This is a genomic window from Sphingobacterium suaedae (assembly GCF_042684625.1).
GTDB lineage: Bacteria > Bacteroidota > Bacteroidia > Sphingobacteriales > Sphingobacteriaceae > Sphingobacterium > Sphingobacterium suaedae.
This window is the reverse complement of record NZ_JBHULR010000020.1, coordinates 232,279-256,633: the sequence shown is the minus strand read 5'-3', so window position 1 is coordinate 256,633 and position 24,355 is coordinate 232,279. Positions and strand designations below refer to the sequence as shown.

Genomic DNA, 24,355 nt, shown 5'->3' with positions numbered 1-24,355 from the left:
AGATGAGCTTATGGAAAAATTGATGATATCGCTAATACCCTGGAAGGGCGAACCCACCGCACCGCCTTACATGGATTCGACCTTTTCAGAACGGGTCGATAGCAAAGACCCTTACAATAAACCCGTGTATTCCAACAACTGGTTTGAGTATTCGCCCATGAGAGCCGGTAAACCGGTACCCCTGACGGATGACTACAAACTACCGGAATCTTTTTACTGGATATGCCCCAGTGTCAGGAAGCTGGATACGGATTATTATGACCATAGCAAAGGCGTTATCCTTTCAAAAGACCTTTTTGATTTCCTTCAGGGATTTTCCAATGAGGACGAATATGAAAAAGCGCAGGTTATCCCAGTATCCGGAATAGGTGAGCGGATCAGCGAAAAAGACTACCTATTCCAGAGATTCCTCAGACAGAAAAACAAAGATTATATCGATTTTGAAAGGTCACCGAGGCATAAAAGAGCCAATAAGACAATGCCCTTGTACCTATATCCTGATTTTAACCTGAAAACAACGAATTTACCCGACTATTTCTGGATAAAGAACCAGCTGGTAGCTGAGGCTAGTGTTGCGGAGCAGATCAATTCCCTGCAATTGAAAGGTTTTAAAATGGTCTCACTGGATACTTACCTGGAGGAAATCGATTTCAGGGACAGGCATCCGTACCCGGATCTGAAAACAATGCTAGGAAGGGATATCCCAATATTTGGATAGAATCTTTCATTGAACAAATGAACGGAAAGCAACTAAAGGTGCTCTACAAGTTCGCCTGAAGAGCAATTATTACCTCAAAAGTTGAAGCTTTGAAGCTGGATCCAAGAATACTCTTGGGTTGTTCTTTTACCTAATATGTGATGTATATAGGAGGTTGAAGCGTTTCTGAAGGAGAATGTGAACAATCCAAGTGTTTATTTTGTTATTACTCAGGTAGAGTCAATAAAAGTATGGCAGCAAAAGGTGGCTACGAAGCTCGTTGGTTTGCCAAACGTTTTTATTGATCTCGAAAAATAATATTCAGTACCGGGAGAAAATTAGTATTTACCCGTGTATCGTAGAGGTCAAAGACGGCAAAATGATTTCTTACCAATTTCAGTCCACCAAATAACAGCCTTGCTTTTGAACAATTGCACATGAAAACTGAACTAAATGAATAAACAGCAGATTATTTTTCTAGTCATATGGTTACTTAATACATGTCCAATTGCTGTATTCGGCCAAACCTCCCGGGGTACGATAGATTCTCTGGCCAGTGTACTGGAAAAACTGGGCAATAAGAATATCGAAAGTTCAATCTATTTAAGAACAGATAAAAACATTTACGAAACCACAGAAAATCTTTGGTTTAAGGCTTACTCCGTGGATTTAAAGCACTTTCAGCTGTCTGCCCAAGATCACTCACTTTATGTGCAGCTGGTGCAGTCAAAAAACGACAGTGTCGTGTGGGAAGAAGTATATCCAATCAAGGAAGGGTTAGCTTCGGGGCATATCTATCTGGACAATGCTCTTGAACAAGGTCATTATTGGTTATGTGCCTATTCTTCCTCTTCCGTAAAAAACAAAAAGGAACAGTTTGTGGACGCCAGAAGGATCAAAATTATAGAGAATCTCAAACAGCTGGACGTGCATCGTAAGGAGCAACACCCAGATTCCACCCAGGACGTTCCATTGAAATTCGATCTCTTTCCCGAATCGGGCATCCTGTTGGCCGGTGTCCGAAATAAGATAGCGTTCAAAGCTTCCAGCAAAAATGGCCACCCGCTAGAAATTTCGGGAAGGTTGTTCGAAAATGAAAAGGAAATTGCGGTCTTTAAAAGCATACATGATGGAATGGGTTATTTTTATTCCCAACCGGAATCTGGAAAAACGTATGCTGTTCAATTAGACCAACCTTATCAAGGAAAAGCAATTTCACTTCCGAAGGCCGCGGAAGTTGGAATGGCATTTTCTCTACTAGATAATACGGATGATACCTTGACCCTTAAGGTATTTAATCGATCGGAAGGCTCCCAATCATTCTTTATTCAGGTCCAAACCCGCGGAATACCATCCGTGATTGCTTCTGGCGAAGTTAAGGATAGTATTCTTGTCAAGTTACCCCTAATAGAAGTCCCCTATGGGATATCTGAAATAACGCTTATGAACGGTTCAGCTGTTCCTGTTGCTGAACGGCTCGTGTATATCAAGCCCAATAAGAAGATGATGATCACGACGGAGGTTTCAAAGAGCCAAGCGAACAAGCGAGAAAAGATCAAAATAAAAATTAATGCTAGAGACCAATACGGGAAACCCGTTGTGGCGCACCTTGGAGCGACAGTCTATGACAGAATTTATAATGAACCAACAGATGGCGTAGATATACAGACCCACTACCTTGTCTCGAACCAGATCCGCGGCCGCGTACACAATCCGTCCTATTATTTTGACACGAGCAACAACAACCGGAATACTGCTATGGATCTACTATTGCTCACTCAGGGATGGCGTTCTTATGTGTGGAGTCAAGAGGCCTTAAGGGAAATGCTGGCATATGACGAGCCGATTATAGCAAACACTGTTTCCGGAAAACTGGTAAGTAAAAAACGAAAAAAAAGCGACAATCCACAACAGGCCGCTATGTTGTTTAATGCCGAACAGAACGTGAATCAATTGGTAGAGGTTGGTGGCACATATACTTTTGAAATCTCCCCTGAACATATGCATATCGGAAAAGACGTTTATATCAAGCATTTTGGACAGCCGGCTGACTATGAATTAACAGTAGTTGATCCATTTAAAAAACTCCATGACGCCCAATTTTGGAAAAAAATCCAGTATCCTTTTTTGACGGAGTCCTTCAAAAAAGAAGACGAAAGCCCTTATGTGAATCTTTCAGGCAGATCCATCAAACTCGAAGAAGTGGTCATCAGTGCTAAAAAGGAAAACATATTCCGCGATAAATATATAGGAAGCTTAGATAGTTTGGCAAAATACCAGAATAATACCGATAGAGCACATGGAAGCTGGCTAAATTGTCCGGCAGGCGATGGGGATGAAATGCCTATAGAGGGAAAAACTTATATTGTCTGGACAGGGCCAAACCCTCCAACTTCGCATCCTTTTTATTTTAATTCATCAAACACAAAAAAAATCGTTTACCGATATCCAAAATATACGGAAGAGGAATTGATGAAAATGAACGGTGTAACCCGGACAAAGGGATATTATCCTGAAAAAGAGTTTTATCAACCAGACTATGAGACAGCCCACACCCCCTCTCCTGATTTCAGGAATACACTGTTGTGGGCACCGAACATCATAACGGATAAGAATGGTAGTGCCACCATTGAGTTCTTCACGTCGGACATAAACAGCGTATTTTTAGGGATCATTGAAGGGATCGACGCCAATGGAATATTTGGAAAATCAGCCTTTCAATTGCGAGTAAATCCATAAAAAAAATATTTAATGAACCGTATTAGAGGTTATTGTACTGCCTGCTCTTAAGCTCTCAAAACTATTAAAGCCTGCTGATCAATTCATCACTTTACAAGATGAAGGTCACAGTGATTTCTTGAAAAACAAGGCTTACCTAAATTTAATAAAGTTAATTTTGGAACGAAATAAATAGCGGCAAATGGGAGTTTCTGGGAACTGTGACTGAGCCGAGCCTGACCTGCCCAATCCAAGAGCAAGCTGTTCTAACCAAGTATTTCAACTTCGAGTAGCTACGCATAGCCTATTCTTTGATTAATAAGAGGGCGATATCCTGTTTTGCAAGTACATGCCCTTTATTAACAATATCACTCTTGAGATAAAGAAAACACTGATTGCTATGAGCGAGTTTACCTATAACAACCTTGATTGATTTTATATTCATTTCCCCCATCTTCGTCGGATCTACTCTATCCGGATCTGCAATTAATTGTCCGTCTTTGCGAAATTCTTCGAGTCCCCAGGAGTATCCAGTCCACGGCCCTGCAACCAACGTTGTCTGTTTGGCATCCATAGTGATCTGTCCTTTGGGGGGCAAGTGTAGACTATCGACCATGACTGTATGGTCTTTTAAATCGATGACTAGATATTTTAAATAATCGCCGAAGTCCTTGGGTTCGAAATGTAAAGTACTGTCCCTGCGGATAACCTTAAGCGCTATTGCTCCTATTTTGTCCATTTTGACAGATTGGGAGAACTCCATAAAAGCAGCATACTCCGCTTCGCTAATACCCAGATTTTTGTGATATGGGATAGGTTGTCCGGGTTCCAATCCCTTCATTACTTCGAGAAACCAGTCTTCGTTGTCTTTGATGGCAAGTTTCATTTTCTCAACAATTGCAAGCTGTGACGCATTTGGCCTGGGAGTTCCCAACACCGCAGCGGTATAGCTGCCCTCAGGAAGTAGTCGCTCAACGAACTGGAGCGCAACAGCATTACTGTCTACATTAGATTGTTTTTGTGCAAAAACAGTCATGGCATGAGCTGATGCCACTAGCAATAAAGTCAAACGAATATATCGATATAGAAATTTCATGTTAAAGCTGTTTGATCGATGAAATTACGGTTTTATCCGAACAATCCTACCTCTTCCGATACGTATCTAATAGTTTCGCAGTTCCCAGCTCCTCATCCAATTGATAAATTATGCTTAATAATAGTTGCAAAAAAAAAAAAGAGTCACTTAATTATACAACAGCCATCCGTCTTTTCAATTTGGATCAAACATCGGAAGATTGTAAAACGAAAACGGTACAGACCGCAAAGACCTGTACCGCTTTAACTACGCTAAAACTTCTTAATAGACTAAAGTCTATCTTGTTTCGAGAATATCAAACAACTTTCTGAAATGAACCCTCAGAATTTCTGTAGTCCGTATTGTCGGTAGTGTTTTGGCATTGGAATTTGGTAAAATCCAATAATATGTTGGTACTTATCAAGAAGTTTTATCCTTTACTATTTTATTTCGCACCCGACTGACGGTTTCTCTACTTAGGTGTAGATATTGCGCTATGTTGGTTACAGAAATATCTGAAATCCATTCTTTTCTGTGCTTCAAAAGGTAAGAGTATCTTTCCAAAGGCGTTTTTAAAGTTATGACACTGTAATGCTCTTGTTTCTTTTGGATGATTTGTTGAGACAAGTCTATACAGAGTTGTAGTAGGTCGGCTTCTTGTTTGAATATCTCAACCATCTTCTCGAGCGGGTAAAGGATAATTGTACTCGGAGTAAGCGCACTGATAGAATACGGCAATGGTTTATTCTGATGAATGTCATTCCAATTGTCTATATATTCATGTTTAGTCGTAAATGTCGATATTCTCTCCAATCCGTTCTCGTCAAAATAAAATAGTTTTAGACAACCCTCAACAACGAAAATGCCATAGTTTAAATAGTCTCCAGCCCGAAATATCAATTCATTTTTCCCAATGTTTTTGACTATCGAAATGTCTTGGATTTTTAGCCAATTTTTGTGATTTACATAAGGGTACTTCATGGCTAATATGTTATGGAACTCCCTAATTATATTTTGGTCATTTTCTGTCATTATCAACTGATACAGTGATTGATTTAAACTAACATCAAAAATACGACTTTTTTGGGGTTGAACAGAATGGAGGTTAGCTGCGACAAATTTCTTATAGTCAAATACTTTTGTGATTAGAATCACAGGGCATGAAATATATGTCATTTAATTTTGTTCAATCGCAATTCGATTATAGCATAATCAAAAATAGAAATAGAGATGGATAAAATGAAGTGCTTACAATTTGTATTTTGTTTAAAACTGTCAATTACTCTAAGTAGTTGCTTCTCACAACCCAACCAAAATATGGACAACTATGTAGCCATTCAAGAGGATATGACCAACAAAAAAATGACAGATATGAAGAAAGAAGAAAAAGAGATTAGAAAGGTATTTACAGACTACGTGCTTTTTTGGAATAATCACGAAATAGATAATTGGGGCGCGCTATTTACAAAAGACACCAAGTTTATAACATGGTCTGGGGGGAGATATGATTCAAATAAAGCGAATATCGAGAGCCATAAAAAAGCCCATAAATTCTTACGGGAATCAAAGCAAAACATGACTTATCAGTTGGATGATATTACGATAAAATTTTTACATGATGACATCGCATTAGTATATGCTACTTGGATCTGGAAGAATTTTAAAAATGATGACAATGTAGAAGATCGTTCGGGTTACTTAACTATGGTAGTGATAAAATCGAATGACCGATGGCTTATCAAGACCACCCAGAATACAAGAATTGAAAAAATATTGGACCAAGCGGAGTGACGAAAATGAGGGATAGAAAAATAATGCTCATAGTGGGCGCAGGTCAAAGATTAGGAATCTCAGTGGCAAAACGATTTTTGATAGAAGGTTTTAGTGTGATATTGATAAGTAGAAACGAAAGCAATCTTAATTCGTTAAAGCAAAGTCTAACAGGTTATAAAGATTACGTTTTTACTTACAAAGCTGATGTTGCGAATAAAATACAATTAAAATTTGTTTTGGAAAGTATCTCAAAAAAATTTCAAAAAATAGATGTCCTTTTTTACAATGTAGTTAATATCGTCAAACGAAGTATTTTTCAGGCTTCCGAAGCTGACTTAATCCATGATTTTACTATTAATGTGATTGGGTTGCTAACTACCGTTCAGACCCTGAAAGAAAACCTAATCGGATCAAAAGGTGTCGTATTAGTTTCGGGTGGTGGAATTGCAATATGTCCAATGCCCGAATATTCGTCCTACTCCATTTCAAGTTCTGCGCTTAGATCACTGGTACTGTGTTTAAATAGTTCGCTTCTTGAGCATGGAGTTTATACCGGAATATTGCTGATAAACGGGGCGATTGATGAGAATAGCCAAATATATAGCCCCGTCAATATAGCGCATGTTTTTTGGCAAATGTATATAGAACGGACCCATAGCGGAGAGAACGTATGCTTTTTATTCTGAAGCAATCCGATTGCCTTGTCCTCGTCGTATCTGAAAGTTTTACCTGTCCGCAGCACAAGGTCGAAATATGCTTTCAGCGAAGAGGGTATGCCAAAATTATACATAGGCACTGTGATAAGGATTTCATCACACCCGAATAGTTCTGCTATCAACTGATTAGACAATTTTAGGCGGTCTGAAGTATCCCCGGCAGTATAAAATTTCTCAAGTACTTCCTGCTCAAGATGAGGAATGTGGGAGGTGACTACTTCCCGTATACTGATGCTCCCTTCCGGATTCAGTTCTTTCCATGCCCGTACAAAATTGTCTCCCGCATTGCGGGAATAGGGTTTTTTTAAACGTAAGTTACTGTCAATTCTCAATAATGCCTTCATCTTTTTTACTATTTCTATGGAAGACCATTTGAGTACTAAATATGTGACAGCTTGGTAATATTTTTTAGCTTATCCGGGTCTACAATGGAATATATTTCCTGGATCAATCCATCTTCACTTAATTGGAGGATATGACAGTTATGGAGCTTTTCATGCTCCCAAAAGCAGATAGCAGGTTGATGATTGAAAAATTGAAAGGTAAATATTTTTCCCATCAGAAAATGCTGCTGTACATAAACCAATAAAGTGGCCGTAGCTGTTTTCCCTATTTCCGAACCGCTCACTACCTGCACCTTCGTACCTCCGTCGGCATTGAGTTTTATGTCGTTTACCAATAAGTTCTGCAATTCCACGATGTCAGCCTGAGCCAATGCTTTCTGATACCTGCCTACGGTCTCAAATGAGTGACCCGAATGGGGGCTATAACTTGAGTATTTACTGCCTTTTAATTGTTTGTTGGCCCTACTCAATAGCTGGCGTGAATTTTCGGTGCTTATTTCAAGCAGTTCGGCTATCTCAGCATGTGAATAATTGAAGCCCTCTTTCAATATGAAAGCCGCTCTTTCTTTTGGGTTCAGGTATTCGAACAGCACGAGCATGGTATAGCTTGCCGTTTCGTCCCTAATAAGTTTTGCATCGGCATTATCAAATGAAACAGGTTCGGGGAGCCATTCGCCGAAAACTTCTTTTTTGCTTTGGCGGGTTTTAAAATTTATGGCATGATTAATCGTGCTTTTAATCAGAAAGTTGGATTTGTGGCGGATGCTCGATTTATCCAATGTAATGTATTTTTCCAGTACATCCTGTACTAGATCTTTCGCATCTTCATAAGAACCGACAATATTGTAGGCATAGGTCAATAACTTATTATAATGTTTCTCCATCTTTTTATTCTATTTTTGATATTAGCAAATTTCAGGCTTTATGTTCCTTTATCGGCCAGAACTTCCTGCACCATAATCCTATTAAATTTTTCCGGTTCTACAAAAGCTGCATAATGCCCTGAGTTTTCAAACCAGATGAATTGTTTTTGAGGCGCTTTTAGTTTCCTGAAAAATTTATAAGCAAGTGTGGAGGGGGTATTATAGTCACACCGCCCTGCGATAAAGTAAACGGGGACTTTTACTTCCCGAACCGTTTTAAATAAATCTACCTGCATTACTTCATCCCACATGGCATTCATTGTGAAGGCTTGTCCCTTAGCTATCAGGCTATCTTTATAATATTGCCTGGCAAAGGAATCCATATTTTTATAGAGCTGGCCAACATTGGTACCTTCACAAAAATCACCATGAAAGTGCCGGAGCCATTTTCTTGATAAATACAGGTCTGATATTTCATTTTTTGAGCGGGACGGGTAATGCTTACGGAGTTTTTGCAATTGAGCCATTGCTACGCTGTCTTTTTTTAACTTGGCCTGTTGAATTGAATAATCGAGCGAAACCTTTTCATTCAAATACATACTGGTAACCTGTCCCACGCCAATATAAGCCTGAAATAGCGATGGATACTTTTGAATCAGATGCATGCCCATAATAGAACCAAAAGAATAACCAACCAAATATATTTTCTCTTTCTTAAAACGCTCTTTAAGAATATGTATTAAACTTAGCGCATCATCTTCCAGCTGTTCAATAGTGATGCTTCCGGGAGGCATGGTATCGTTGTAGGATAAACCCGTTCCCCTTTGGTCGTATGTAACCACCGTGAAGCGCTGTTCCAGTTCCTTATTGTGTGTTTGCCAAAAATAAAAATCAGAAAACCCAGGGCCACCGTGCAATATGAGCAAAACAGGGTTCAGGGCATTTTCCCCTTTAATAAATACGCTGTGCCTGACACCATTTAATTCAATACGGTTGTATTCATTGATGGAATTAATTTGGGCTGTACAAAACTGCCAGCTGATTGAGGTAATTATCAAGGTTATGAGGAACTTTTCTTTCATCTTATTTATATACAATGCAAATAGAAGCATAATCGCATCGTCCTGTTTTGTTAATCTTTACTGTTTTGCCGATTTCCTGTGTCTTATACAGGCTTTTGATTAAATAGCCATTCCGCTTCCTCCAACTACTTTTATGCCTTCGGGAAACTTTTTCCAAAAACGGATATATTTATATTTAGCTTCAAAAGGCTCGTTATTATAATTCCCTTTTAACTCCATCTGCAAAGTAATAACTGCCAGATCCGCTATGATATGCAGTTCTTCTACTTTGGGAGTGATTTCGTTTACTTTTAAGTTTCCCTCACGATACGTTTGCAAATCCATTTCTTTGGTTATCGTCTGACCGCCGGGAATTATAAAAAGTAGATCAGTATGCAATAGGTTGCCGAGCACTTCCGTATCCCTATTTTGGATGGCTCCGTAAAGTGTGTTCTCGAGATTTAAAATTTCGTCCTTTGTTATCATTTCTTAGTCATTATTTTTGTTTTCACTAAACTTCCTCCTGTGCTGATTTTCTATCGTTGGTATTGTATAAAATTTCAGGAATTTCTGCGAGCGTCGATACATGTGCTTTATCGCCAAGTGTATAAAACTCCTGGAAACTCATAATGAGAGGTTTCCACTTATCGGGATCAACCCGGTTTGTATAATTATCCATAATAATTGATTGATCGAGATATACCCTGTTTATCTTTAGTTCAAATGTGATGATCTTGCCCTGCTCTAATGGTTCATCCTCTGCCAATTTATGAATGGCCATGACAACAGCTTCCATTTGTACAGGGCATTCGTTAACCCGGTAGGCCTTGATGGTTTCGGAAGGGGTTCCCGTCAATCCTGCTATTTCAAATTTATTTTCTTCGAGACGATACCCCTTTAACATTTTAGATTGGGGCACTGGATTAGAACCCGTGGTTCTGGCCAGTAGGTTCACTGCCTTTGCCTCGTTTACCGATGATAGGTTTAATACGACCTCTTTGGTTACCAAAAGGTTTTTGGCAGTTTGGGAGGAAGCCCCAAGACCAATGATACAACGCCACCCCAACCAGAAAATCGAAGATATGGGTGCAAGATTATCTGTACCATTAGGGTTTTTGGTACTGATAAGTACTACCGGAGTGCCGAAGTACAGAATGGAAGGATAACTTTTAATGTGCATGTTAGAATACCTTTTATGATTTCATTACTCAGCTTTGCTGTTTCTTTTAAAATTAACGATACCATGCATCTATTGAAATCCGTTTCTTGCGGAATCCGGTCAAGTTCTCTTATAGACATTAAGACATCACTGTTTTATACTTTCTTGAAGATAATTATCAAGTCTGCTATAAATCTATAAGACTCACTCCTCGACCATCTGATAGATACCCCTTTCCATCGTAATACCATGTTGTTCTAAAAAGGCGGGCATTTTAATCCCCGCTTTTTGCATTGCCTCCCGTATGACCACTCTGGCATCGTCCATCCGCTGTCGGTCTGCCCAAGTGGCAACTGTAATAACCCGAAGGTCTCCACTATCGCCTGTCTGTTGAAAGATTTCATATTTTACAAAGCCGGGCTGCTGCCGAAGTGTATTTCTGATGAAAAGCGATTTTTGGAAATACTCCGCGATAGCTTTTTTGGGAATGCTGATTTTATCGATGACGGCGACATGTTCCGTAACAGTACGTTCTTCTCTGTTATTCTGTTCCATTTTTAATCGATTTTGATGTTGACCAAAAGTATTCACCGCCATAAGAATGGGTATGATAAGGATGATGGTTTTTAATGTCTGTTTCATAAGACTTGAGTTTATTGTTTCCAGCTCAGTTTACCGTCTTTGTCGAACATTTCGAAAGACGGGTTGCCCACACTATCAACCTTTAGAATAATTCTCGGTATTTCATTGTTATCCTTCATTACCAAAGCCGCGTTCCCGTTTTCCGTTATCAGGTTGATACGGTTGATATTATGTCCGGGTTTCCGCGACAGGTCTTTGTCATTGATCACCAGCCCAGCCCTGAAATAATTGTCGCTTTTATTATCCTGTGCGAGAATTCCAATGGCATCTGCATTCTGGTAATCGAATGATAGGGCATTTAAGTTAGTCTGCTCATTATCGGTAATAGCAAGACCGCCTCTTTCGTCGCCGTTCTTATCATAGAATATAAGACCTGCTGGGGCGTAAGCTCTTTTATACGTTTTTCCATCAATAATGGGCTCGGGAATATGGTCTGTGTTTGCAATAACGACACGATTTTTTCCGGAAGCATCATTGATATTTATTCTTTCTGCATTAAAGTTTGGCCTGTTATTTAAATGTAGGTAGACAATACAAATCATCAACACGACATTGGAAACTACAAGGACAGATACCAGGATTTTGAATGGTTTAGGAATTGTTTGCATAATTGAGTATCATTTTTAGTTCATTATTCTTTTTATACTACTGTTTTCTTGGTGCTGATTACAATCCTATTCCATGCATTTATCGTAACAACCGCCATTATGATCTGTGCAATCTGGTTTCCATCAAAAAGTTGTTCGGCCTGTCTGTACGTTTCATCGCTTAACCCGTTTTGGCTGATTAAGGTTACTTCCTCGGTTATGGCTAAAATTGTTTTCTCTTCCTCGGTAAATAATCCGGTTTCTTTCCAGGCGTTGAGCAGGAAAATTCGCTGTGCGGTTTCACCCTGCTTTAATGCATCCGAAGTGTGCATGTTGATACAAAAAGCGCAACCGTTGATTTGCGAAGCACGAATTTTAATCAGATAGAAATGCGCTTTAGAAAGTCCTGAATTGTGTAGGTAATTTTCCAGAGCGAACATTGCCTTGAATGCATCCGGCTCAAGCTGCTGTATGTCTATTCTGTTTTCCATATTTATTTTTTGTTTGTCATTATTTAGCTTTTGAAAGCACCATTTTTATGGCTAAAAAAGTCAGTACACTGGCCATAAACCATTTTTGCGTCCTTACCCAAAGTGGATTTCTTGTAAGGAAAGAAGCCATTTTTGCAGCGGTCATTACAATAATAAAATTGATAGTGAAGCTGATAGAAATCTGTGTAATACCCAATGCCATACTCTGACCTAATATAGAGCCATATTCCGGTTTGATAAATTGAGGAAAAAAAGACAGGTAAAATACAGCCATTTTAGGATTCAACAGGTTGGTAAAAAAGCCCATCAGGAGCAGTTTTCGAGGCTTGTCTTTGGCAATATGCTCATTCACTTCAAAAAATGTTTTGCCATTGGGTTTAATGGCCTTATACGCCAAATACAGCAAGTAAATAGCGCCCGAAATTTTCAGTATTCCGTAAGCAAACGGAACAGCCAGTAATATAGCCGTCAATCCAAATCCCGCCAGGACGATATGAAATAAAAAACCACAGATAACGCCAACTAGTGAAACAAGCCCGGCTGTTTTACCCTGCGTAATGCTTCTTGAAATAAGATAAATCATATTCGGCCCCGGGCTGATAACCATCAGGAAGGCAGCCAAAGCAAACCATAAAAGTTCATGAATCGGGATCATCATTGTTTAAATTTAAGCTGTGAGTTTTTTGGATATCAAATTGTCCAGTGAATATTTTCCACTTCCCTGAATGAACAGTGCCAGACATAAGCCGAGCATCAGCAAATGATATTCGAATCCTTCACCTTCCTTATCGCCAAACCAGTTCATGAAAAAGCCATGCTCGAGATGTCCGCCAAATAAAATTATTCCGATAAAAAGTCCACCCAATGCAATTGCCAAAAAACGGGAGGCAAAGCCCATTATTATAAAAATGGATGCAAAGAACTCTATTAATATAACCAATAGCCCCACCAGCCACGGCTGTCCCATCTGTTGCAAACCCTCCAAAGTTTGAGTAAACCCATAGCCATCAAACCAGCCCAACATAGCCCTCGCTCCGTGTGGAAACATAACGATACCGATTGTCAGGCGAATGATCAGACCTGTATAATCATTGTGTGTACTAAAAAATTTCTGTTTCATCATTTTCTTTTTTTTATTCTAGTTCATATCTTGTTTGCATTCCCTTCAAATATTGTGGTCAATGCCGGTAATTGCTATTGTTTCCCCAGTAGTTCGAATAAACTCGAAAATCCCTGCGCTCCATGCCCATTAGCTATTCTACGGTCCATAAGGTTTTTGATTTCTTGCATGCGCAGAGTTTCCACATTTTTTGATTTTCGATGATTGATGAGGTCATCAAACATAGCGGCTTGAACCTGAAGCGGCCCCAAGTCGGGCTGGTATGTACCCAACTTAATTTCATTGACCATTAGGGACAGCAGCGGGCCATAGCCCTGTAGCGTGCCCGCAACCCGATGTGCAAAAGCGGCCAAATCCACTCCTTCCTGATCCACCAATTGTAGGGTATGCAAAAAACCTATTAAAAATTCATAGCCAATAGCTACCTGCGCTAAAAAATCTACAGCCGCGGCTCCTGCGTCTTCTCCGTAGTAAGTAATGGCACCCAGCTTTTCCAACAGCGGATACTGCGCATCAAAAACGGTTGGCTTACCACTGAATAATAACTGTGCTTTGGCGGTTCCGATGTCTATTGGGTCGGCCAATATTTTTCCGTCGATATAGGAAGCGTTCTGTTTTTCAGCCCACTCAGCAAAATCACGAGCCTGAGCAGGTGTGCCGCTCGTTAAATTGATGAATACTTTTCCGGCAACCGCACCAGCTACCTGTTTGAGTACTTCATCCACAGCCGTATTGTTTAACAGGCAGATCACAACCTGTTTACTGGCAGCAACTGCCTCAATAAGTATTTCTATACCCGCTCCACCTGCTTCAACTAGTGGTTTACATTTTTCCGCATTACGGTTCCACACAACCGTATCATAACCTTGATTGATAAATGTATGGGCTATCGCGGCTCCCATATTACCCAATCCAAGTACTGTTACGCTCTTCCTTTTATTGTGAGGTGTTTCTGTTTTGAGTTTATCTATATTCATATTTAATTGTATTTTAAAAGTTCTGTTAGAATACTCTTCGCACAAAAAGTCCAAAGTTGCTATAGTGTTCAGTATTTGGCCCGTATTGGTCAAAGTTTATACCCAAACCATATTGTACACCTTTATTGTCCACTCCTAATCTTGCATATTGCACGCTCTTTAAGTGCCCGTTCCAATGCATTGAAGTAATATATTGAAGCTGCAAACGCGCATAAAGATTAAAATCCTGATTTTTGCTGCCTTGATATTCCACAGAACCGAATAGCTCAAGGCTGGGTTTAGACCAAACATCCATTCTCGTAAAAATGAGATACGATAAATCATTTTTTTTATTGAAAAACCAAACAAAAGCCGAAGGCACAAAGCGATTTCCCGGTGCATAGATAGAACCCAAACCGGTTGCCCAGCGTTTATTTATTTCGTAAGTAAGATACGATTGGCTCATCACTTCAATTCCGCGTTTTTTGTCGTAAGGAAGCAAAATAGAAGACGTATTAAAAAATCCAAACGGCTTTTCCGCTATGATTTTACCGGAAAACATATGCTGATAATAGTAACTCGAATGCCCTGCAGTGATTTCTACAGGAACTTGCGCCCGGCTGTGCACGTAGCACATGCTGAAAAACAAGCAGGCCAGCAAGTATTTTATTTTCGTTGTTTCTTTCATCGTTCCCTTCAAATTTCTTTTTGTTAGGCTGTGGTCGGATAATTATTACAGTCAACCACTGTTTAAAATATGGACACATGAAGTGCAGAAAACGTGACAACCTATTCAGGATATTTTCTTCCGTTGGTGATTTGTCTTGTCTTTTCGTAACGAAAGAAATACATCTTATCTAAACTTCATTGTACGTTTTATGTAATACCATACGAAGATATGAAGGAGCCTAGCCGTCAATACTGTAAGTATGACGGCAAAAAATGTAGTTTTTTCTGTTTTTGATGTAGAACCCGCGATTATGCAGGAATTTCAATTGTATTTTTGAACTCAGTGGGGAGCTGGCCTTCGTAGGTTCTGAATGCACGGGAAAAATGAGAAGAGTCTGTATAGCCAAGTTGAAAAGACACTTCCTTGACAGACATATTCCAAAAGCTCAACAGGTACTTTGCCTCCTGCATGATATGGAACTCAATCCATTTTTTCGCCGAAAGCCCGGTGTATTCTACTAATATTTCGCTCAGGTATTTTGGGGATATATGCAACTGTTCTGCATAAAAAGCAACATCTTTAAACTGCGAGAAATTCTTTGAAACTAATTCTCTAAACTTTACAACGGTATGTTCTTTACCGTTGAGTTCCTTTTTATTGCCCCGGTACAGGTTCCAGAAATATTTCTGTGAAATGATCAGGATCGAATATAGTATTCCCGATACTGCTTCGGGCTTATCAGCGATTGCCCGAAGTGTGCTGAAAAGCTGCTGCATTTCCTCAAATTGCCTGTCGGTGAGTTGCATCACACTCTTTTCATCGGGGCAAAAAAATTCGAGGGAATAGAAAAATGACCTGCTGAAATTATTTACAAAAATATCATCATAAAAAAATAACGTGTCATTTGAGGGAAAACTGGTATTGAGCCATTGACAGGTCATTCCGGGGCCAATCGTCAACAGGCTTCCTCGTGTTAAATCATAATCGGTAGTGCCTATCCTGATGCGAGCTCCCTCACCATAATACAGGCCGATAGTATAAAAGTAGTTTTTAAAGGGATTGGTGATTTTCAAGTCTTCAAGACACTTTTTTGATGCCAGATAATAAGGCGCTATATGGCCATCATTTTTTTGAGACCTTAAATATCTGAGCAGATCAAAGTTATCTGAATGTTTTTGTATCATAAGGAAGATGTCTAAAAATTAGTATAGTCCTGGGAATGCTTTTCCGTCCAGATTGAAAAATGATAATTATGAAATGTGAAGTTTATTCTCATGTCAAACTTAGTATATCAGAAAATACTAAAATACGCAATTATTATCATTTGATAATGTATGGTTATTTATACTTCGTTGTCTATAAATGTCCAGAATAAACAAGGAGTAGATACTGCTTATCCACTCCTTACTGTGACTGGTTTAATTTTCGTATTACTTTTCCCAATCTGCCAGCGCATCAGCCACAGCAATGGCTTCAATCTCAATCAATGCATCCGGCGAAAACAATGACGATACTTCAAAAATAGTATCTGCCGGATAAGGGGGGGTAAAGTATTTGCCTCTCAATTCTACAATCTTCTCAAAGTTCTTCATGTCACGGAGCATGATAGTGACCTTAACCACGTTTTTCAGACTTGAACCTCCAGCTCTCAATACCTTGTCCAGATTTTCAAAAGCCATTTTTGCCTGTGCATCAAAGTCACCTATGCCCATAAGCTTTCCATCCTTGCCAATAGCGGTCTGTCCGGAAATAAACAACAGATCGCCTACACGATGTCCCTGAGCCAGACGGAATGGTTCATAAGCGTCCGGCGTAATTTTAATTTGTGAAATTTTCATGATAATAATTTGTTTTTTAATGGCAATGAAGCTTGCTTGAATTGATTTTTATGTATCCTTTTTTCAATGGTGACACAAGCAGGTTTCATTTTTTATTTATTTGAAGTTATAGATGTGTTTCTTTGTGCGAACGTTTTTCCTGTAATGGCCTATACTGAAAGTAAAGTGCCGATTATCAAGAATCTGTTCATTTTCATTGTTCTCTTTCTAACTATTTTCAAGATTTAATTCTTTGACGATTTTCCGGGTATGGCTAAGGGTTGCCTCCGGCCACAGCATTTCACGGTGAAAAGGAATCAAGGGTAACCCGTTCATCGTTTTCATCACCCAATGGGGATCTGCTAAGGCTGCTTTTCCGATAGCAACCAGCGTTGCATGGTTGTCCTTCAAGGCAACTTCCGCCTTTTCAAGATTATGGAAACCACCGTTGGCGATTACAGGAATGCCCGTTGCCTGCCGGATAACCGATGCCAATGATATTCCTTCTCCAAAAAAGCTGTCCCGTTCCCATTCGCCCGTCTGCACCGCTACGTGAACAAAATCGGGTTTGCTCACCTTTATTTCTTCTGCCAGTTCTTTAGCTGTTTCAATACCATGTTTCCAACGGTAGGTAAGGTCATTTACTTTCCCCTCTGAAACCCGTAGACCAACAATGAAATCCTTTGGTACGGAAGCCTTTATACCAGCAATAATTTCAGCAATAACACGGAAACGGTTCTGCATAGTGCCACCATAATGGTCGTTTCTGTGGTTCAGTTCCGGTGTGAGGAACTGGTCTAACAAATAGCCATTTGCCCCGTGAATTTCTACGCCGTCAAAGCCTGCCTTATAAGCATTTACAGCTCCATTGATAAAGCCCTGTTTCATTCTTTCAATATCCGTCAAGTCCATTTCTTTAGGGGTAGGAAATGTCCCCTGGCCACCGTAGGAGGACATCTTTGTACCAATAGGTTTTAGGGTAGACGGAGCTAAGGTGTTCTCACTATATTGCGATAAAGCACCTGCGTGCATCAACTGGGCGAAAATAAGGGAGGGAGATTGATGGACAGCACGGGTTACCTTTTCCCATGAAGCGCTTTGCGCATCGTTTACAAGTGCAGGTTGGTTGTTATAACTCTGGCTACCGTATACATCAGTGTAGATACCCTCGGTAATGATAACTGCAAATCCTCCAATTGCAAATGCGGAATAATAGTCCTTCATTTCGTGGGTAGCCAAGCCGTCCGCCGTAGCGCTCACGCGTGACATGGGGGCAACTACCGTCCGGTTGATCAATTCTCTTTGCCATGTAATGGCGTTCTGAAAAATAGGATGATGTTTCATTTGCTTCTTAATATTATGAAGCAAAGTTGACGGTAATTGATGGAGAAAAAATTGATCTAGGTCAAGACGGTTTATTTTTTTTCTTAATGCGGCTTATAAATTCAGCTGATACACCCAAATACGATGCAATCAGATATTGGGGTACTTTGGATGCTATGTTTGGGTAGTTTTCCAAAAAGGCATAATATCTGCTTTCGGCATCCTGAACATTGTTATAGATAATTCTTTTTTGCAATGCGCCCAGATAACTTTCTAATATTATCCGAAAGTACCGCTCCAAACGGGGAAGTTCAGCCAGTAACTGCTGAAAAGAATAGTGGCTAATCTGTAAAACGGTCGTTCTTTCTATGGCTTGGATGTTGTATATTGAGGGCTTCTGTTTGGAAAAGCTATCTAAGTCAGAAGCCCACCAGTCGTCGATAGCGAAAAACAAGATTTCCTCATTGCCATTGTCAGCGTTGATGTAAAATGCTTTTAATGCTCCCGAAACGACATAACTATCATAACGACAGGTATCGCCATTACGCAAAAGATAGTCCCCCTTTTCCAATGTTTTCTCCGTCCAAAAACGCTCGAAAGCTAAAATTTCATCCTGCGTAAGATCTATATATTTCGAGATGTTTTTTAATAAAGTATTTTCGACCATATAAGTATTCCGTTTTCGTTTACAATTTAGTAATTATAAATACCTGTCAGCCTCTTTTATTTCGAGGTCATTGATATTTGCGTACCGTTTTTTCATTAAGCCGTTTTCATCAAACTCCCAATTCTCGTTTCCGTAGGCTCTAAACCATTTACCCTCTTTGTTTCTGTACTCATATTCAAACCTAACGGCAATTCTATTTTTATTGTACAGGCACTCCATACAAATAAAAAACTATGTCAATATGGAGACAAAGAACATAAACCGAACTACCGTTGCATTTATCAACGATAAAAGTCCAGTGATGGATTTAATACATGACGACCTCGTTGCTTCGAGGGGAGATGTTGTCTTTCGCTCTGATAATATTACAGACGGGAACAGTCAGCTATCTTCACTAAGAACGCTACCCGATATTTGCATCATCGACCTAGATTTTCATGATAAGGGTATCATGAAGCAATTAGGGGAATTAAAGTTTTGTTTCAATACCATTTCCAATGCTTATATTCCTCATGCCTGACATTTTTTTTATTCGTGTAAAGAGCCGGAGTATGCTATGTTTCGTTTCGGGAGCATCAAAGGTTAGTGTTTAGTAGGCACAAGGTTTTTGGAAAAAAATACACCCAACGGGCTGGAGATTTTTTTTTTCAAACTTGCATGACCTTTCAATTATTGACGGTTTCCAGTATACAGCTAATATCAATACCTCAGACAACCAGGTGGCATTTTCCTATAAATATCCAAAAAAACCATTATGGCAATGAGGAGAATGTGAACAATCCAAGTGTTTATTTTGTTATTACTCAGGTACAGTCAATAAAAGTATTGCAGCAAAGGTGGCTACGAAGCTCGTTGATTTGCCAAACGTTACCTTTTTCCCGAATCGGGCATCCTGTCGGCCGGTGTCCGAAATTCATCCCCCTCGCCTGTCGGACAATTTAGCCAACTTCCATGTACCGTCTACTGTTTTCCGCTTCCGGAAAACTATGCTACAGAGATAACAGCTTATTAGTAGCTAACCAAGCAAATCTGCAAATTTTTAATTGTTAAAATTAATGCTTTTAATCCTAACATTTTGGCAAAGACTTTGATGTGTTAATCCTGGAATAACCAATTGATATGATCCTAAGAAACCCCTTATTTTATATTCTGATACTGACACTTATTTCCTGCAATTCGGCCAATAATTTTTATCAGGGAATAGTAGTGGATGAAAACGAAAAGCCGATTCAAGGTGTAACCATATTTGAGGAAGAAAGGAAGAACAGCTCGGTAGCAACGACCGACAGTACCGGATATTTTAGGCTGGCCAGAAGCCCGGAATGGCTGGGTAACCTGATATTTATAAAAGAAGGATTTAAATCTGACACTATACCGTCTGTCGGGAGACAAAGCGGAGAACGGATAAGGTACTATTTTATAGAAAACGATACCACCATTGTTCGGTTGAAGTCTGCCGGAGCCGATATACTTATTGGGCTCAACGTTCGACATTTTCCAATAATGGACTCTACCAATTTCGACAACTTTGAAAATTCCGGGGAACCTGACACACAAGGATTCCTTAAACAGATCAAGTTTGATCCCCAGTGTAAAGATGCAATGAATTTCAGGCTACACTATAAAATACCTTTTTCTGAAAACTTTGCCGCCATAGTCGTTTCCTATCAATGCGGTGAAAACGAGCTGTTCGCAACTTTGATTACCGTAAATAAGGAAAACAGAATAGTCGACAAGCTGGACATTGCTTATGACGAAGTAGCAGAATCAGCATTTGGTAAAACAAGCAAAATAGAAAAAGACAAAATAACAGTTACAAGCAGTAACTGGATGGAAGAAAAACCCATTTTCAAGGACGAGACTTACGTTTTAGAAGAGAATGGTAAGTTTACTTATAAAGCTCAATTATAAATACAGCTAACATATGGAAGTAACTATTAGCAGATTTTGGAGCATCGATGATGATGAAGGGTTGTCGAGAGCCTCCATTTTATTCAAAAGACCAAGGGTGGACGGGCAGATTGCACATTTAGTTTTCGATTTTATTTGGGCAAACGTATTGACACCTAAAAAATTGATGCAAAAGGGGAATTACGATTTTACATTGTATTTTGATACGATCAGGAGTACGCACAAGTTTTTTTACGATTCTGTTTACAATACGGATACCGTTAAATTTCACCCAGCTTTTAAAGACAGAAAGTTGAATGGCGTAACAACCAAAGAAGTTTCCATTTTCGGCTATTCTAATAGGTTCAATGAGCTTATAACACCAGTAGAATACGCAAATCTGGTGTACGATATGTTTGGGTCCTATTTGGTAGAAACCTTTAAAAAGATAACCAAGGCGGAGCTCGACAGCATTAAATCGCAAATGGACATGGATGCTATCAATCAATTTCCGTTCCCTGCACCCTTCGATGCACAGCAGTATAGTGGTGATAACGGAGGAGTAGAAAAGCGGATGGTGAATTTTGTTGTGGATGAGACATCAGAGGCATTTATGTTTAGGGATAGGTATCTGGAGCATTATGGGCTCTAGTATAATTCCAAACTATTATAATGAAAACAACGGCATGTTGAATACGATCTATTTTCAGGTAACAATGGGAAACTGAAAGAAACCCTCGTGTACACTAGATTATTAACTATTCACTATTGAAAAGCTTGGATATTTGTTGAAAATCAGAAGAACATTATTTTAAATTAAAAACCAGACAGCAAATGAATTGGGACAATTATTTATTAGAGACAAAAGCACCTGGCGGAGTCTATGCTCATCTTGGTACTTTGGAAGAAACGGTTACTGCACCGTTTGACTTATCAGCGCTACAGGAAACTGCAAAAGTGGTAAGTCTTGGTACGCCACTTAAAAAATTTAAACTCCAATACACGAACCAGTCCTCGCTTTGCGGAAGGAAAAATATAGAGGCAATAACTGTAAATGATATTGACCAAGAACGCCTGGCCGTATTGACCACTTTGCCTAATTTAAAATACCTACAGATAAGTAGCAACCAACAAAATGAAATTCCAAATCTTTCTGGTTTAAAATCACTGGAAGTTTTGATCTTGGCAAATATTAAAAAGGTTGAAAATATTGATTTTGTAAAAGGTTTGAAAAATTTAAAAACACTGTATATCTATGGCATCAATAATCTTTACGACCTTGCTCCAGTTTCAGAGTTAACTAATTTAAAAGAGCTTTTTATCGATCACGGAAAAATGAGTGGTACAGGGAAAGCGATTAAAAATATTGACCCGTTGCGAGGGTTAAACCAGCTCCAATATTTACATTTAGCGGTTTCTATTGAAGACAGGAATCCAGATTTGAGCCCCTTAAGCAATTTGAAAAAATTGCAGAGGCTTTCGCTACTTCCAAAATATATGAAAGCTATACCAACGGAAATTTTACAGAAAGAACTGACATAGCAAATACCTCATAACATAAAAACAATAACCATAATTCCAATATTCCAAATTAACTACGAAAGCTCCACGTTTATCTTAGCCGGCATGTGTAGTATTTCCGCAGCTATATTATTCAGAGATCAAACATTATAACATCTGTTTATTAACAAAAAATTGAAAACAACATGTATGAAGAAACATATGATAAAATTCTTGTGATTTAATCTTCTATCAGTTTGCATACTAACTTTTTCTTGTTCGAAAGATCTAGATTTTAAAAACGGAGGGAAAGGTGGTATATCTAAGCCGTAGCGGGAAGATACCGACAAATAGCCGTAAATGTTATTATTTCTTATCTTATGGAAAGTGGATCGAAGACCAAATCCTATAAATTTGTAAGACTGTAAATTATTAAAACTCAAATAATGTGATAATAACCAAAAATATAAAGCTATGCAAAAGATAATTCCAAACCTTTGGTTTGACAGCAACGCACAGGAAGCCGCAGAATATTACTTATCGATTTTCAAAGACGGCAAGATCATTAATATTACTTATTATCCAAATTCAGAAGCCGAAGGACTGGCTGATTTCCAGAAGGATTTCGCTGGAAAAGTGCTTACCGTAGAATTTGAGATTCTGGGAATGCATTTCATCGGGATCAATGCCGGACCGGAATTCAAATTTAACGAGGCTATTTCGCTGATGATCCCCTGTAAAGATCAAACTGAAATAGACTACTACTGGGACGCTCTTACATCGGGTGGAGGACAGGAGAGCGTTTGTGGATGGCTGAAAGACAAATACGGATTAAGCTGGCAGGTTTGTCCCGAAAATTGGGAGGAACTCAACAAAAAACCCGGCGCATTTAAAAAAATGATGGGAATGAAAAAGATTATTATTGCTGAATTCTAAAACTAGAATATCTGAGCGTTTGGGAGAAAATAAATAATTCCGATTTTAATTACCCCGAATTCGGGGTAATTGAACACAAAATATGGAGGTATATTTACTCATAAAGATATGGCTTTTCTGACGAACAAAAGGTATAGAAAAATGGAAACTAAGAATTGGAAATATATTAAAGATGATGTTTACGGAAAAGTAGGCACCCAAAGAAGAGATGAGCTGGATCGGGATTTTGAATCTTTTAAAATTGGGCAGCTCCTTAAAAAAGCGCGCGAAGAAAGAAATATTACCCAATCCCAGCTTGCCGAACTCATCGATAAAAAACGAGAGTATATTTCGAAAATTGAAAATAACGGAAGTAACATCACACTAAAAACATTGTTTGATGTTGTTGAAAAGGGATTGGGAGGCAAAGTCAATATATCATTTGAATTCTAATCTCATCACTTTTTATACCCTTGATTGAAATTATTGAGAGGCCATCTATCTGAAAAGTGGGCAAACCCGACGTGATTATGTCCAGAATGGACTGTGTCATTTGGGATACTTTCACTTTTCCCGGACTCTTGTTACTATGGTAAAAGGCCTAACGCTGTCGCTTTATGAATGAGGCCAGCAACGCTATGGCAGCCTATCTTTCGAAATAGATTTTTACGGTGCGTCCTACAGGTATTTGTTGTGATACCCAATATTTCTGCAGTTTTTTCACTGGAGAATCCTTTGGAGATATAACGAAGGATTTCACGCTCCCTCAACGTAAGGTTTAAGTCCGGAAGGGGGTTCATTCTATTGTCGTTTATAGTCATTTGATGGAATGCATCATTTCCCCTGATTCCCATAATGGTGACGATACGGTTATTTACACGAGTGAGGTGTTCAATATCCGTATGAATATTGAGACTCTTCACAATACGAAACTTGCTGTCCACTACAATAGAAATAGACTGGTGATGAAACAGTCGGTATGTTCCATCACCTACACGCATACGAAAGCAATAGCAACACTTCAGCGATTGGATATGCTGAATACCGATACTGAGAATATAACGATGGGCAGCCTCTTCTGCCCGGATCACAAAATCCATATCGTCCGGATGAACCAGATCAATAACCTCATTTAAAGTCTGGGGCATCTCGGTAAGGCCATGTACCTGGAGGATATTCCTATGCTGATTGGAAAGTGCCTGTCCAAGTATATCGATGGTATAGTAATAATAACTGCCTGTAAACAGGAAATCTGCCAATAGGTCAACTAAACTGAGCTTGTGTTCCATTCCCTTTTCGGGAGAGAATATCTCCGGGTAATTGTCCCATGAAGTAACCAGTTGGTTTTCATTACCTTTCATGATCCAAGAG

29 protein-coding genes and 1 pseudogene are annotated in these 24,355 nt (G+C 39.2%); 10 read left to right on the top strand and 20 right to left on the bottom strand.

Annotation, left to right across the window (positions count from 1 at the left end):
- The first annotated feature begins 10 nt into the window (after nt 1-10).
- Nucleotides 11-718 (top strand): Imm43 family immunity protein, encoded by a 708-nt coding sequence (locus tag ACFSR5_RS19435; protein WP_380906149.1) that lies wholly within the window; start codon nt 11-13, stop codon nt 716-718.
- 432 nt (nt 719-1,150) lie between these two features.
- The gene (locus ACFSR5_RS19430) at nt 1,151-3,436 is read left to right on the top strand and encodes a hypothetical protein (protein ID WP_380906147.1); all 2,286 of its coding nucleotides are present in this window, start codon (nt 1,151-1,153) and stop codon (nt 3,434-3,436) included.
- 283 nt (nt 3,437-3,719) lie between these two features.
- On the opposite strand, the gene ACFSR5_RS19425 is transcribed toward ACFSR5_RS19430, so the two are convergent.
- Together ACFSR5_RS19425 and ACFSR5_RS19420 are read right to left on the bottom strand one after the other, a co-directional pair.
- Nucleotides 3,720-4,511: a hypothetical protein gene (locus ACFSR5_RS19425; RefSeq protein WP_380906146.1), complete on the bottom strand. Its 792-nt coding sequence runs from the start codon at nt 4,509-4,511 to the stop codon at nt 3,720-3,722.
- Between the two features lie 399 nt (nt 4,512-4,910).
- Complete coding sequence (locus ACFSR5_RS19420; protein ID WP_380906144.1) at nt 4,911-5,666, bottom strand: Crp/Fnr family transcriptional regulator; 756 nt, start codon at nt 5,664-5,666, stop codon at nt 4,911-4,913.
- A gap of 141 nt (nt 5,667-5,807) precedes the next feature.
- Between ACFSR5_RS19420 and ACFSR5_RS19415 the strand changes: the two genes are divergently transcribed.
- Entirely contained in the window at nt 5,808-6,281 is a 474-nt protein-coding gene (locus ACFSR5_RS19415; protein ID WP_380906143.1) for a YybH family protein, read from the top strand.
- Nucleotides 6,282-6,286: 5 nt separating this feature from the next.
- A pseudogene (locus ACFSR5_RS19410) lies at nt 6,287-6,799 on the top strand (SDR family NAD(P)-dependent oxidoreductase); the annotation flags it as partial.
- A gap of 11 nt (nt 6,800-6,810) precedes the next feature.
- On the opposite strand, the gene ACFSR5_RS19405 reads toward ACFSR5_RS19410, so the two are convergent.
- The 17 genes from ACFSR5_RS19405 to ACFSR5_RS19325 all read right to left on the bottom strand — a co-directional run bounded on the left by ACFSR5_RS19405 (nt 6,811) and on the right by ACFSR5_RS19325 (nt 18,898).
- Complete coding sequence (locus ACFSR5_RS19405) at nt 6,811-7,323, bottom strand: FMN-dependent NADH-azoreductase (RefSeq protein ID WP_380906141.1); 513 nt, start codon at nt 7,321-7,323, stop codon at nt 6,811-6,813.
- A 35-nt stretch (nt 7,324-7,358) separates the two neighbouring features.
- On the bottom strand, nt 7,359-8,207 hold the full coding sequence (locus tag ACFSR5_RS19400; RefSeq protein ID WP_380906139.1) for a sigma-70 family RNA polymerase sigma factor: 849 nt from the start codon (nt 8,205-8,207) through the stop codon (nt 7,359-7,361).
- A 38-nt stretch (nt 8,208-8,245) separates the two neighbouring features.
- Nucleotides 8,246-9,268, bottom strand: a complete 1,023-nt coding sequence (locus ACFSR5_RS19395) for an alpha/beta fold hydrolase (protein ID WP_380906137.1) — start codon at nt 9,266-9,268, stop codon at nt 8,246-8,248.
- Nucleotides 9,269-9,367: 99 nt separating this feature from the next.
- Nucleotides 9,368-9,733, bottom strand: a complete 366-nt coding sequence (locus ACFSR5_RS19390; protein WP_380906136.1) for a nuclear transport factor 2 family protein — start codon at nt 9,731-9,733, stop codon at nt 9,368-9,370.
- A gap of 25 nt (nt 9,734-9,758) precedes the next feature.
- Complete coding sequence (locus ACFSR5_RS19385; protein WP_380906134.1) at nt 9,759-10,427, bottom strand: flavin reductase family protein; 669 nt, start codon at nt 10,425-10,427, stop codon at nt 9,759-9,761.
- 183 nt (nt 10,428-10,610) lie between these two features.
- Nucleotides 10,611-11,048, bottom strand: a complete 438-nt coding sequence (locus tag ACFSR5_RS19380) for an antibiotic biosynthesis monooxygenase (RefSeq protein ID WP_380906132.1) — start codon at nt 11,046-11,048, stop codon at nt 10,611-10,613.
- Nucleotides 11,049-11,059: 11 nt separating this feature from the next.
- A complete protein-coding gene (locus tag ACFSR5_RS19375) occupies nt 11,060-11,656 on the bottom strand; it encodes a hypothetical protein (RefSeq protein WP_380906131.1) in 597 nt (198 codons plus the stop codon).
- Between the two features lie 32 nt (nt 11,657-11,688).
- Nucleotides 11,689-12,126: a carboxymuconolactone decarboxylase family protein gene (locus ACFSR5_RS19370; protein ID WP_028071614.1), complete on the bottom strand. Its 438-nt coding sequence runs from the start codon at nt 12,124-12,126 to the stop codon at nt 11,689-11,691.
- 19 nt (nt 12,127-12,145) lie between these two features.
- Nucleotides 12,146-12,784, bottom strand: coding sequence for a LysE family translocator (locus ACFSR5_RS19365; RefSeq protein WP_380906130.1), 639 nt, complete (start codon nt 12,782-12,784; stop codon nt 12,146-12,148).
- Nucleotides 12,785-12,793: 9 nt separating this feature from the next.
- Nucleotides 12,794-13,249 (bottom strand): DoxX family protein, encoded by a 456-nt coding sequence (locus tag ACFSR5_RS19360; protein WP_380906129.1) that lies wholly within the window; start codon nt 13,247-13,249, stop codon nt 12,794-12,796.
- Nucleotides 13,250-13,320: 71 nt separating this feature from the next.
- Nucleotides 13,321-14,223 (bottom strand): NAD(P)-dependent oxidoreductase, encoded by a 903-nt coding sequence (locus ACFSR5_RS19355; protein WP_380906127.1) that lies wholly within the window; start codon nt 14,221-14,223, stop codon nt 13,321-13,323.
- Between the two features lie 25 nt (nt 14,224-14,248).
- The gene (locus ACFSR5_RS19350; protein WP_380906126.1) at nt 14,249-14,890 is read right to left on the bottom strand and encodes a hypothetical protein; all 642 of its coding nucleotides are present in this window, start codon (nt 14,888-14,890) and stop codon (nt 14,249-14,251) included.
- A 290-nt stretch (nt 14,891-15,180) separates the two neighbouring features.
- The gene (locus ACFSR5_RS19345; RefSeq protein ID WP_380906124.1) at nt 15,181-16,056 is read right to left on the bottom strand and encodes a helix-turn-helix domain-containing protein; all 876 of its coding nucleotides are present in this window, start codon (nt 16,054-16,056) and stop codon (nt 15,181-15,183) included.
- A 246-nt stretch (nt 16,057-16,302) separates the two neighbouring features.
- On the bottom strand, nt 16,303-16,710 hold the full coding sequence (locus tag ACFSR5_RS19340; RefSeq protein WP_380906122.1) for a RidA family protein: 408 nt from the start codon (nt 16,708-16,710) through the stop codon (nt 16,303-16,305).
- 207 nt (nt 16,711-16,917) lie between these two features.
- Complete coding sequence (locus ACFSR5_RS19335; RefSeq protein ID WP_380906121.1) at nt 16,918-18,033, bottom strand: oxidoreductase; 1,116 nt, start codon at nt 18,031-18,033, stop codon at nt 16,918-16,920.
- A gap of 61 nt (nt 18,034-18,094) precedes the next feature.
- Nucleotides 18,095-18,679 carry a Crp/Fnr family transcriptional regulator gene (locus tag ACFSR5_RS19330; RefSeq protein ID WP_380906119.1) on the bottom strand — a complete coding sequence of 195 codons (585 nt, stop codon included), beginning with the start codon at nt 18,677-18,679 and terminating at the stop codon, nt 18,095-18,097.
- A 33-nt stretch (nt 18,680-18,712) separates the two neighbouring features.
- Nucleotides 18,713-18,898 carry a DUF1348 family protein gene (locus ACFSR5_RS19325; RefSeq protein WP_380906118.1) on the bottom strand — a complete coding sequence of 62 codons (186 nt, stop codon included), beginning with the start codon at nt 18,896-18,898 and terminating at the stop codon, nt 18,713-18,715.
- Between the two features lie 22 nt (nt 18,899-18,920).
- On the opposite strand from ACFSR5_RS19325, the gene ACFSR5_RS19320 reads away from it, so the two are divergent.
- From ACFSR5_RS19320 to ACFSR5_RS19295, 6 genes are all read left to right on the top strand, one after another.
- Nucleotides 18,921-19,199, top strand: coding sequence for a hypothetical protein (locus ACFSR5_RS19320; RefSeq protein WP_380906117.1), 279 nt, complete (start codon nt 18,921-18,923; stop codon nt 19,197-19,199).
- 599 nt (nt 19,200-19,798) lie between these two features.
- A complete protein-coding gene (locus tag ACFSR5_RS19315; protein ID WP_380906116.1) occupies nt 19,799-20,590 on the top strand; it encodes a carboxypeptidase-like regulatory domain-containing protein in 792 nt (263 codons plus the stop codon).
- Nucleotides 20,591-20,603: 13 nt separating this feature from the next.
- Nucleotides 20,604-21,221, top strand: coding sequence for a hypothetical protein (locus ACFSR5_RS19310; protein ID WP_380906115.1), 618 nt, complete (start codon nt 20,604-20,606; stop codon nt 21,219-21,221).
- A 182-nt stretch (nt 21,222-21,403) separates the two neighbouring features.
- Nucleotides 21,404-22,111 (top strand): hypothetical protein, encoded by a 708-nt coding sequence (locus tag ACFSR5_RS19305; protein WP_380906114.1) that lies wholly within the window; start codon nt 21,404-21,406, stop codon nt 22,109-22,111.
- Nucleotides 22,112-22,543: 432 nt separating this feature from the next.
- Nucleotides 22,544-23,005, top strand: a complete 462-nt coding sequence (locus ACFSR5_RS19300; protein WP_380906113.1) for a VOC family protein — start codon at nt 22,544-22,546, stop codon at nt 23,003-23,005.
- Nucleotides 23,006-23,146: 141 nt separating this feature from the next.
- Complete coding sequence (locus ACFSR5_RS19295) at nt 23,147-23,437, top strand: helix-turn-helix domain-containing protein (RefSeq protein WP_380906112.1); 291 nt, start codon at nt 23,147-23,149, stop codon at nt 23,435-23,437.
- A gap of 134 nt (nt 23,438-23,571) precedes the next feature.
- Here ACFSR5_RS19295 and ACFSR5_RS19290 read toward each other — a convergent pair whose 3' ends face one another.
- On the bottom strand, nt 23,572-24,345 hold the full coding sequence (locus ACFSR5_RS19290; RefSeq protein WP_380906111.1) for a helix-turn-helix transcriptional regulator: 774 nt from the start codon (nt 24,343-24,345) through the stop codon (nt 23,572-23,574).
- Nucleotides 24,346-24,355: the final 10 nt, after the last annotated feature.

Coding starts and splice junctions, on each gene's coding strand:
- ACFSR5_RS19335 (WP_380906121.1), bottom strand. CDS start 18,033: ATGAAACATCATCCTATTTTTCAGAACGCCATTACATGGCAAAGAGAA.
- ACFSR5_RS19295 (WP_380906112.1), top strand. CDS start 23,147: ATGGAAACTAAGAATTGGAAATATATTAAAGATGATGTTTACGGAAAA.
- ACFSR5_RS19425 (WP_380906146.1), bottom strand. CDS start 4,511: ATGAAATTTCTATATCGATATATTCGTTTGACTTTATTGCTAGTGGCA.
- ACFSR5_RS19320 (WP_380906117.1), top strand. CDS start 18,921: ATGGAGACAAAGAACATAAACCGAACTACCGTTGCATTTATCAACGAT.
- ACFSR5_RS19300 (WP_380906113.1), top strand. CDS start 22,544: ATGCAAAAGATAATTCCAAACCTTTGGTTTGACAGCAACGCACAGGAA.
- ACFSR5_RS19350 (WP_380906126.1), bottom strand. CDS start 14,890: ATGAAAGAAACAACGAAAATAAAATACTTGCTGGCCTGCTTGTTTTTC.
- ACFSR5_RS19405 (WP_380906141.1), bottom strand. CDS start 7,323: ATGAAGGCATTATTGAGAATTGACAGTAACTTACGTTTAAAAAAACCC.
- ACFSR5_RS19375 (WP_380906131.1), bottom strand. CDS start 11,656: ATGCAAACAATTCCTAAACCATTCAAAATCCTGGTATCTGTCCTTGTA.
- ACFSR5_RS19395 (WP_380906137.1), bottom strand. CDS start 9,268: ATGAAAGAAAAGTTCCTCATAACCTTGATAATTACCTCAATCAGCTGG.
- ACFSR5_RS19365 (WP_380906130.1), bottom strand. CDS start 12,784: ATGATGATCCCGATTCATGAACTTTTATGGTTTGCTTTGGCTGCCTTC.
- ACFSR5_RS19430 (WP_380906147.1), top strand. CDS start 1,151: ATGAATAAACAGCAGATTATTTTTCTAGTCATATGGTTACTTAATACA.
- ACFSR5_RS19415 (WP_380906143.1), top strand. CDS start 5,808: ATGGACAACTATGTAGCCATTCAAGAGGATATGACCAACAAAAAAATG.
- ACFSR5_RS19400 (WP_380906139.1), bottom strand. CDS start 8,207: ATGGAGAAACATTATAATAAGTTATTGACCTATGCCTACAATATTGTC.
- ACFSR5_RS19370 (WP_028071614.1), bottom strand. CDS start 12,126: ATGGAAAACAGAATAGACATACAGCAGCTTGAGCCGGATGCATTCAAG.
- ACFSR5_RS19310 (WP_380906115.1), top strand. CDS start 20,604: ATGGAAGTAACTATTAGCAGATTTTGGAGCATCGATGATGATGAAGGG.
- ACFSR5_RS19355 (WP_380906127.1), bottom strand. CDS start 14,223: ATGAATATAGATAAACTCAAAACAGAAACACCTCACAATAAAAGGAAG.
- ACFSR5_RS19385 (WP_380906134.1), bottom strand. CDS start 10,427: ATGCACATTAAAAGTTATCCTTCCATTCTGTACTTCGGCACTCCGGTA.
- ACFSR5_RS19435 (WP_380906149.1), top strand. CDS start 11: ATGGAAAAATTGATGATATCGCTAATACCCTGGAAGGGCGAACCCACC.
- ACFSR5_RS19325 (WP_380906118.1), bottom strand. CDS start 18,898: ATGGAGTGCCTGTACAATAAAAATAGAATTGCCGTTAGGTTTGAATAT.
- ACFSR5_RS19315 (WP_380906116.1), top strand. CDS start 19,799: ATGATCCTAAGAAACCCCTTATTTTATATTCTGATACTGACACTTATT.
- ACFSR5_RS19360 (WP_380906129.1), bottom strand. CDS start 13,249: ATGATGAAACAGAAATTTTTTAGTACACACAATGATTATACAGGTCTG.
- ACFSR5_RS19305 (WP_380906114.1), top strand. CDS start 21,404: ATGAATTGGGACAATTATTTATTAGAGACAAAAGCACCTGGCGGAGTC.
- ACFSR5_RS19390 (WP_380906136.1), bottom strand. CDS start 9,733: ATGATAACAAAGGACGAAATTTTAAATCTCGAGAACACACTTTACGGA.
- ACFSR5_RS19330 (WP_380906119.1), bottom strand. CDS start 18,679: ATGGTCGAAAATACTTTATTAAAAAACATCTCGAAATATATAGATCTT.
- ACFSR5_RS19380 (WP_380906132.1), bottom strand. CDS start 11,048: ATGAAACAGACATTAAAAACCATCATCCTTATCATACCCATTCTTATG.
- ACFSR5_RS19345 (WP_380906124.1), bottom strand. CDS start 16,056: ATGATACAAAAACATTCAGATAACTTTGATCTGCTCAGATATTTAAGG.
- ACFSR5_RS19420 (WP_380906144.1), bottom strand. CDS start 5,666: ATGACATATATTTCATGCCCTGTGATTCTAATCACAAAAGTATTTGAC.
- ACFSR5_RS19290 (WP_380906111.1), bottom strand. CDS start 24,345: ATGAAAGGTAATGAAAACCAACTGGTTACTTCATGGGACAATTACCCG.
- ACFSR5_RS19340 (WP_380906122.1), bottom strand. CDS start 16,710: ATGAAAATTTCACAAATTAAAATTACGCCGGACGCTTATGAACCATTC.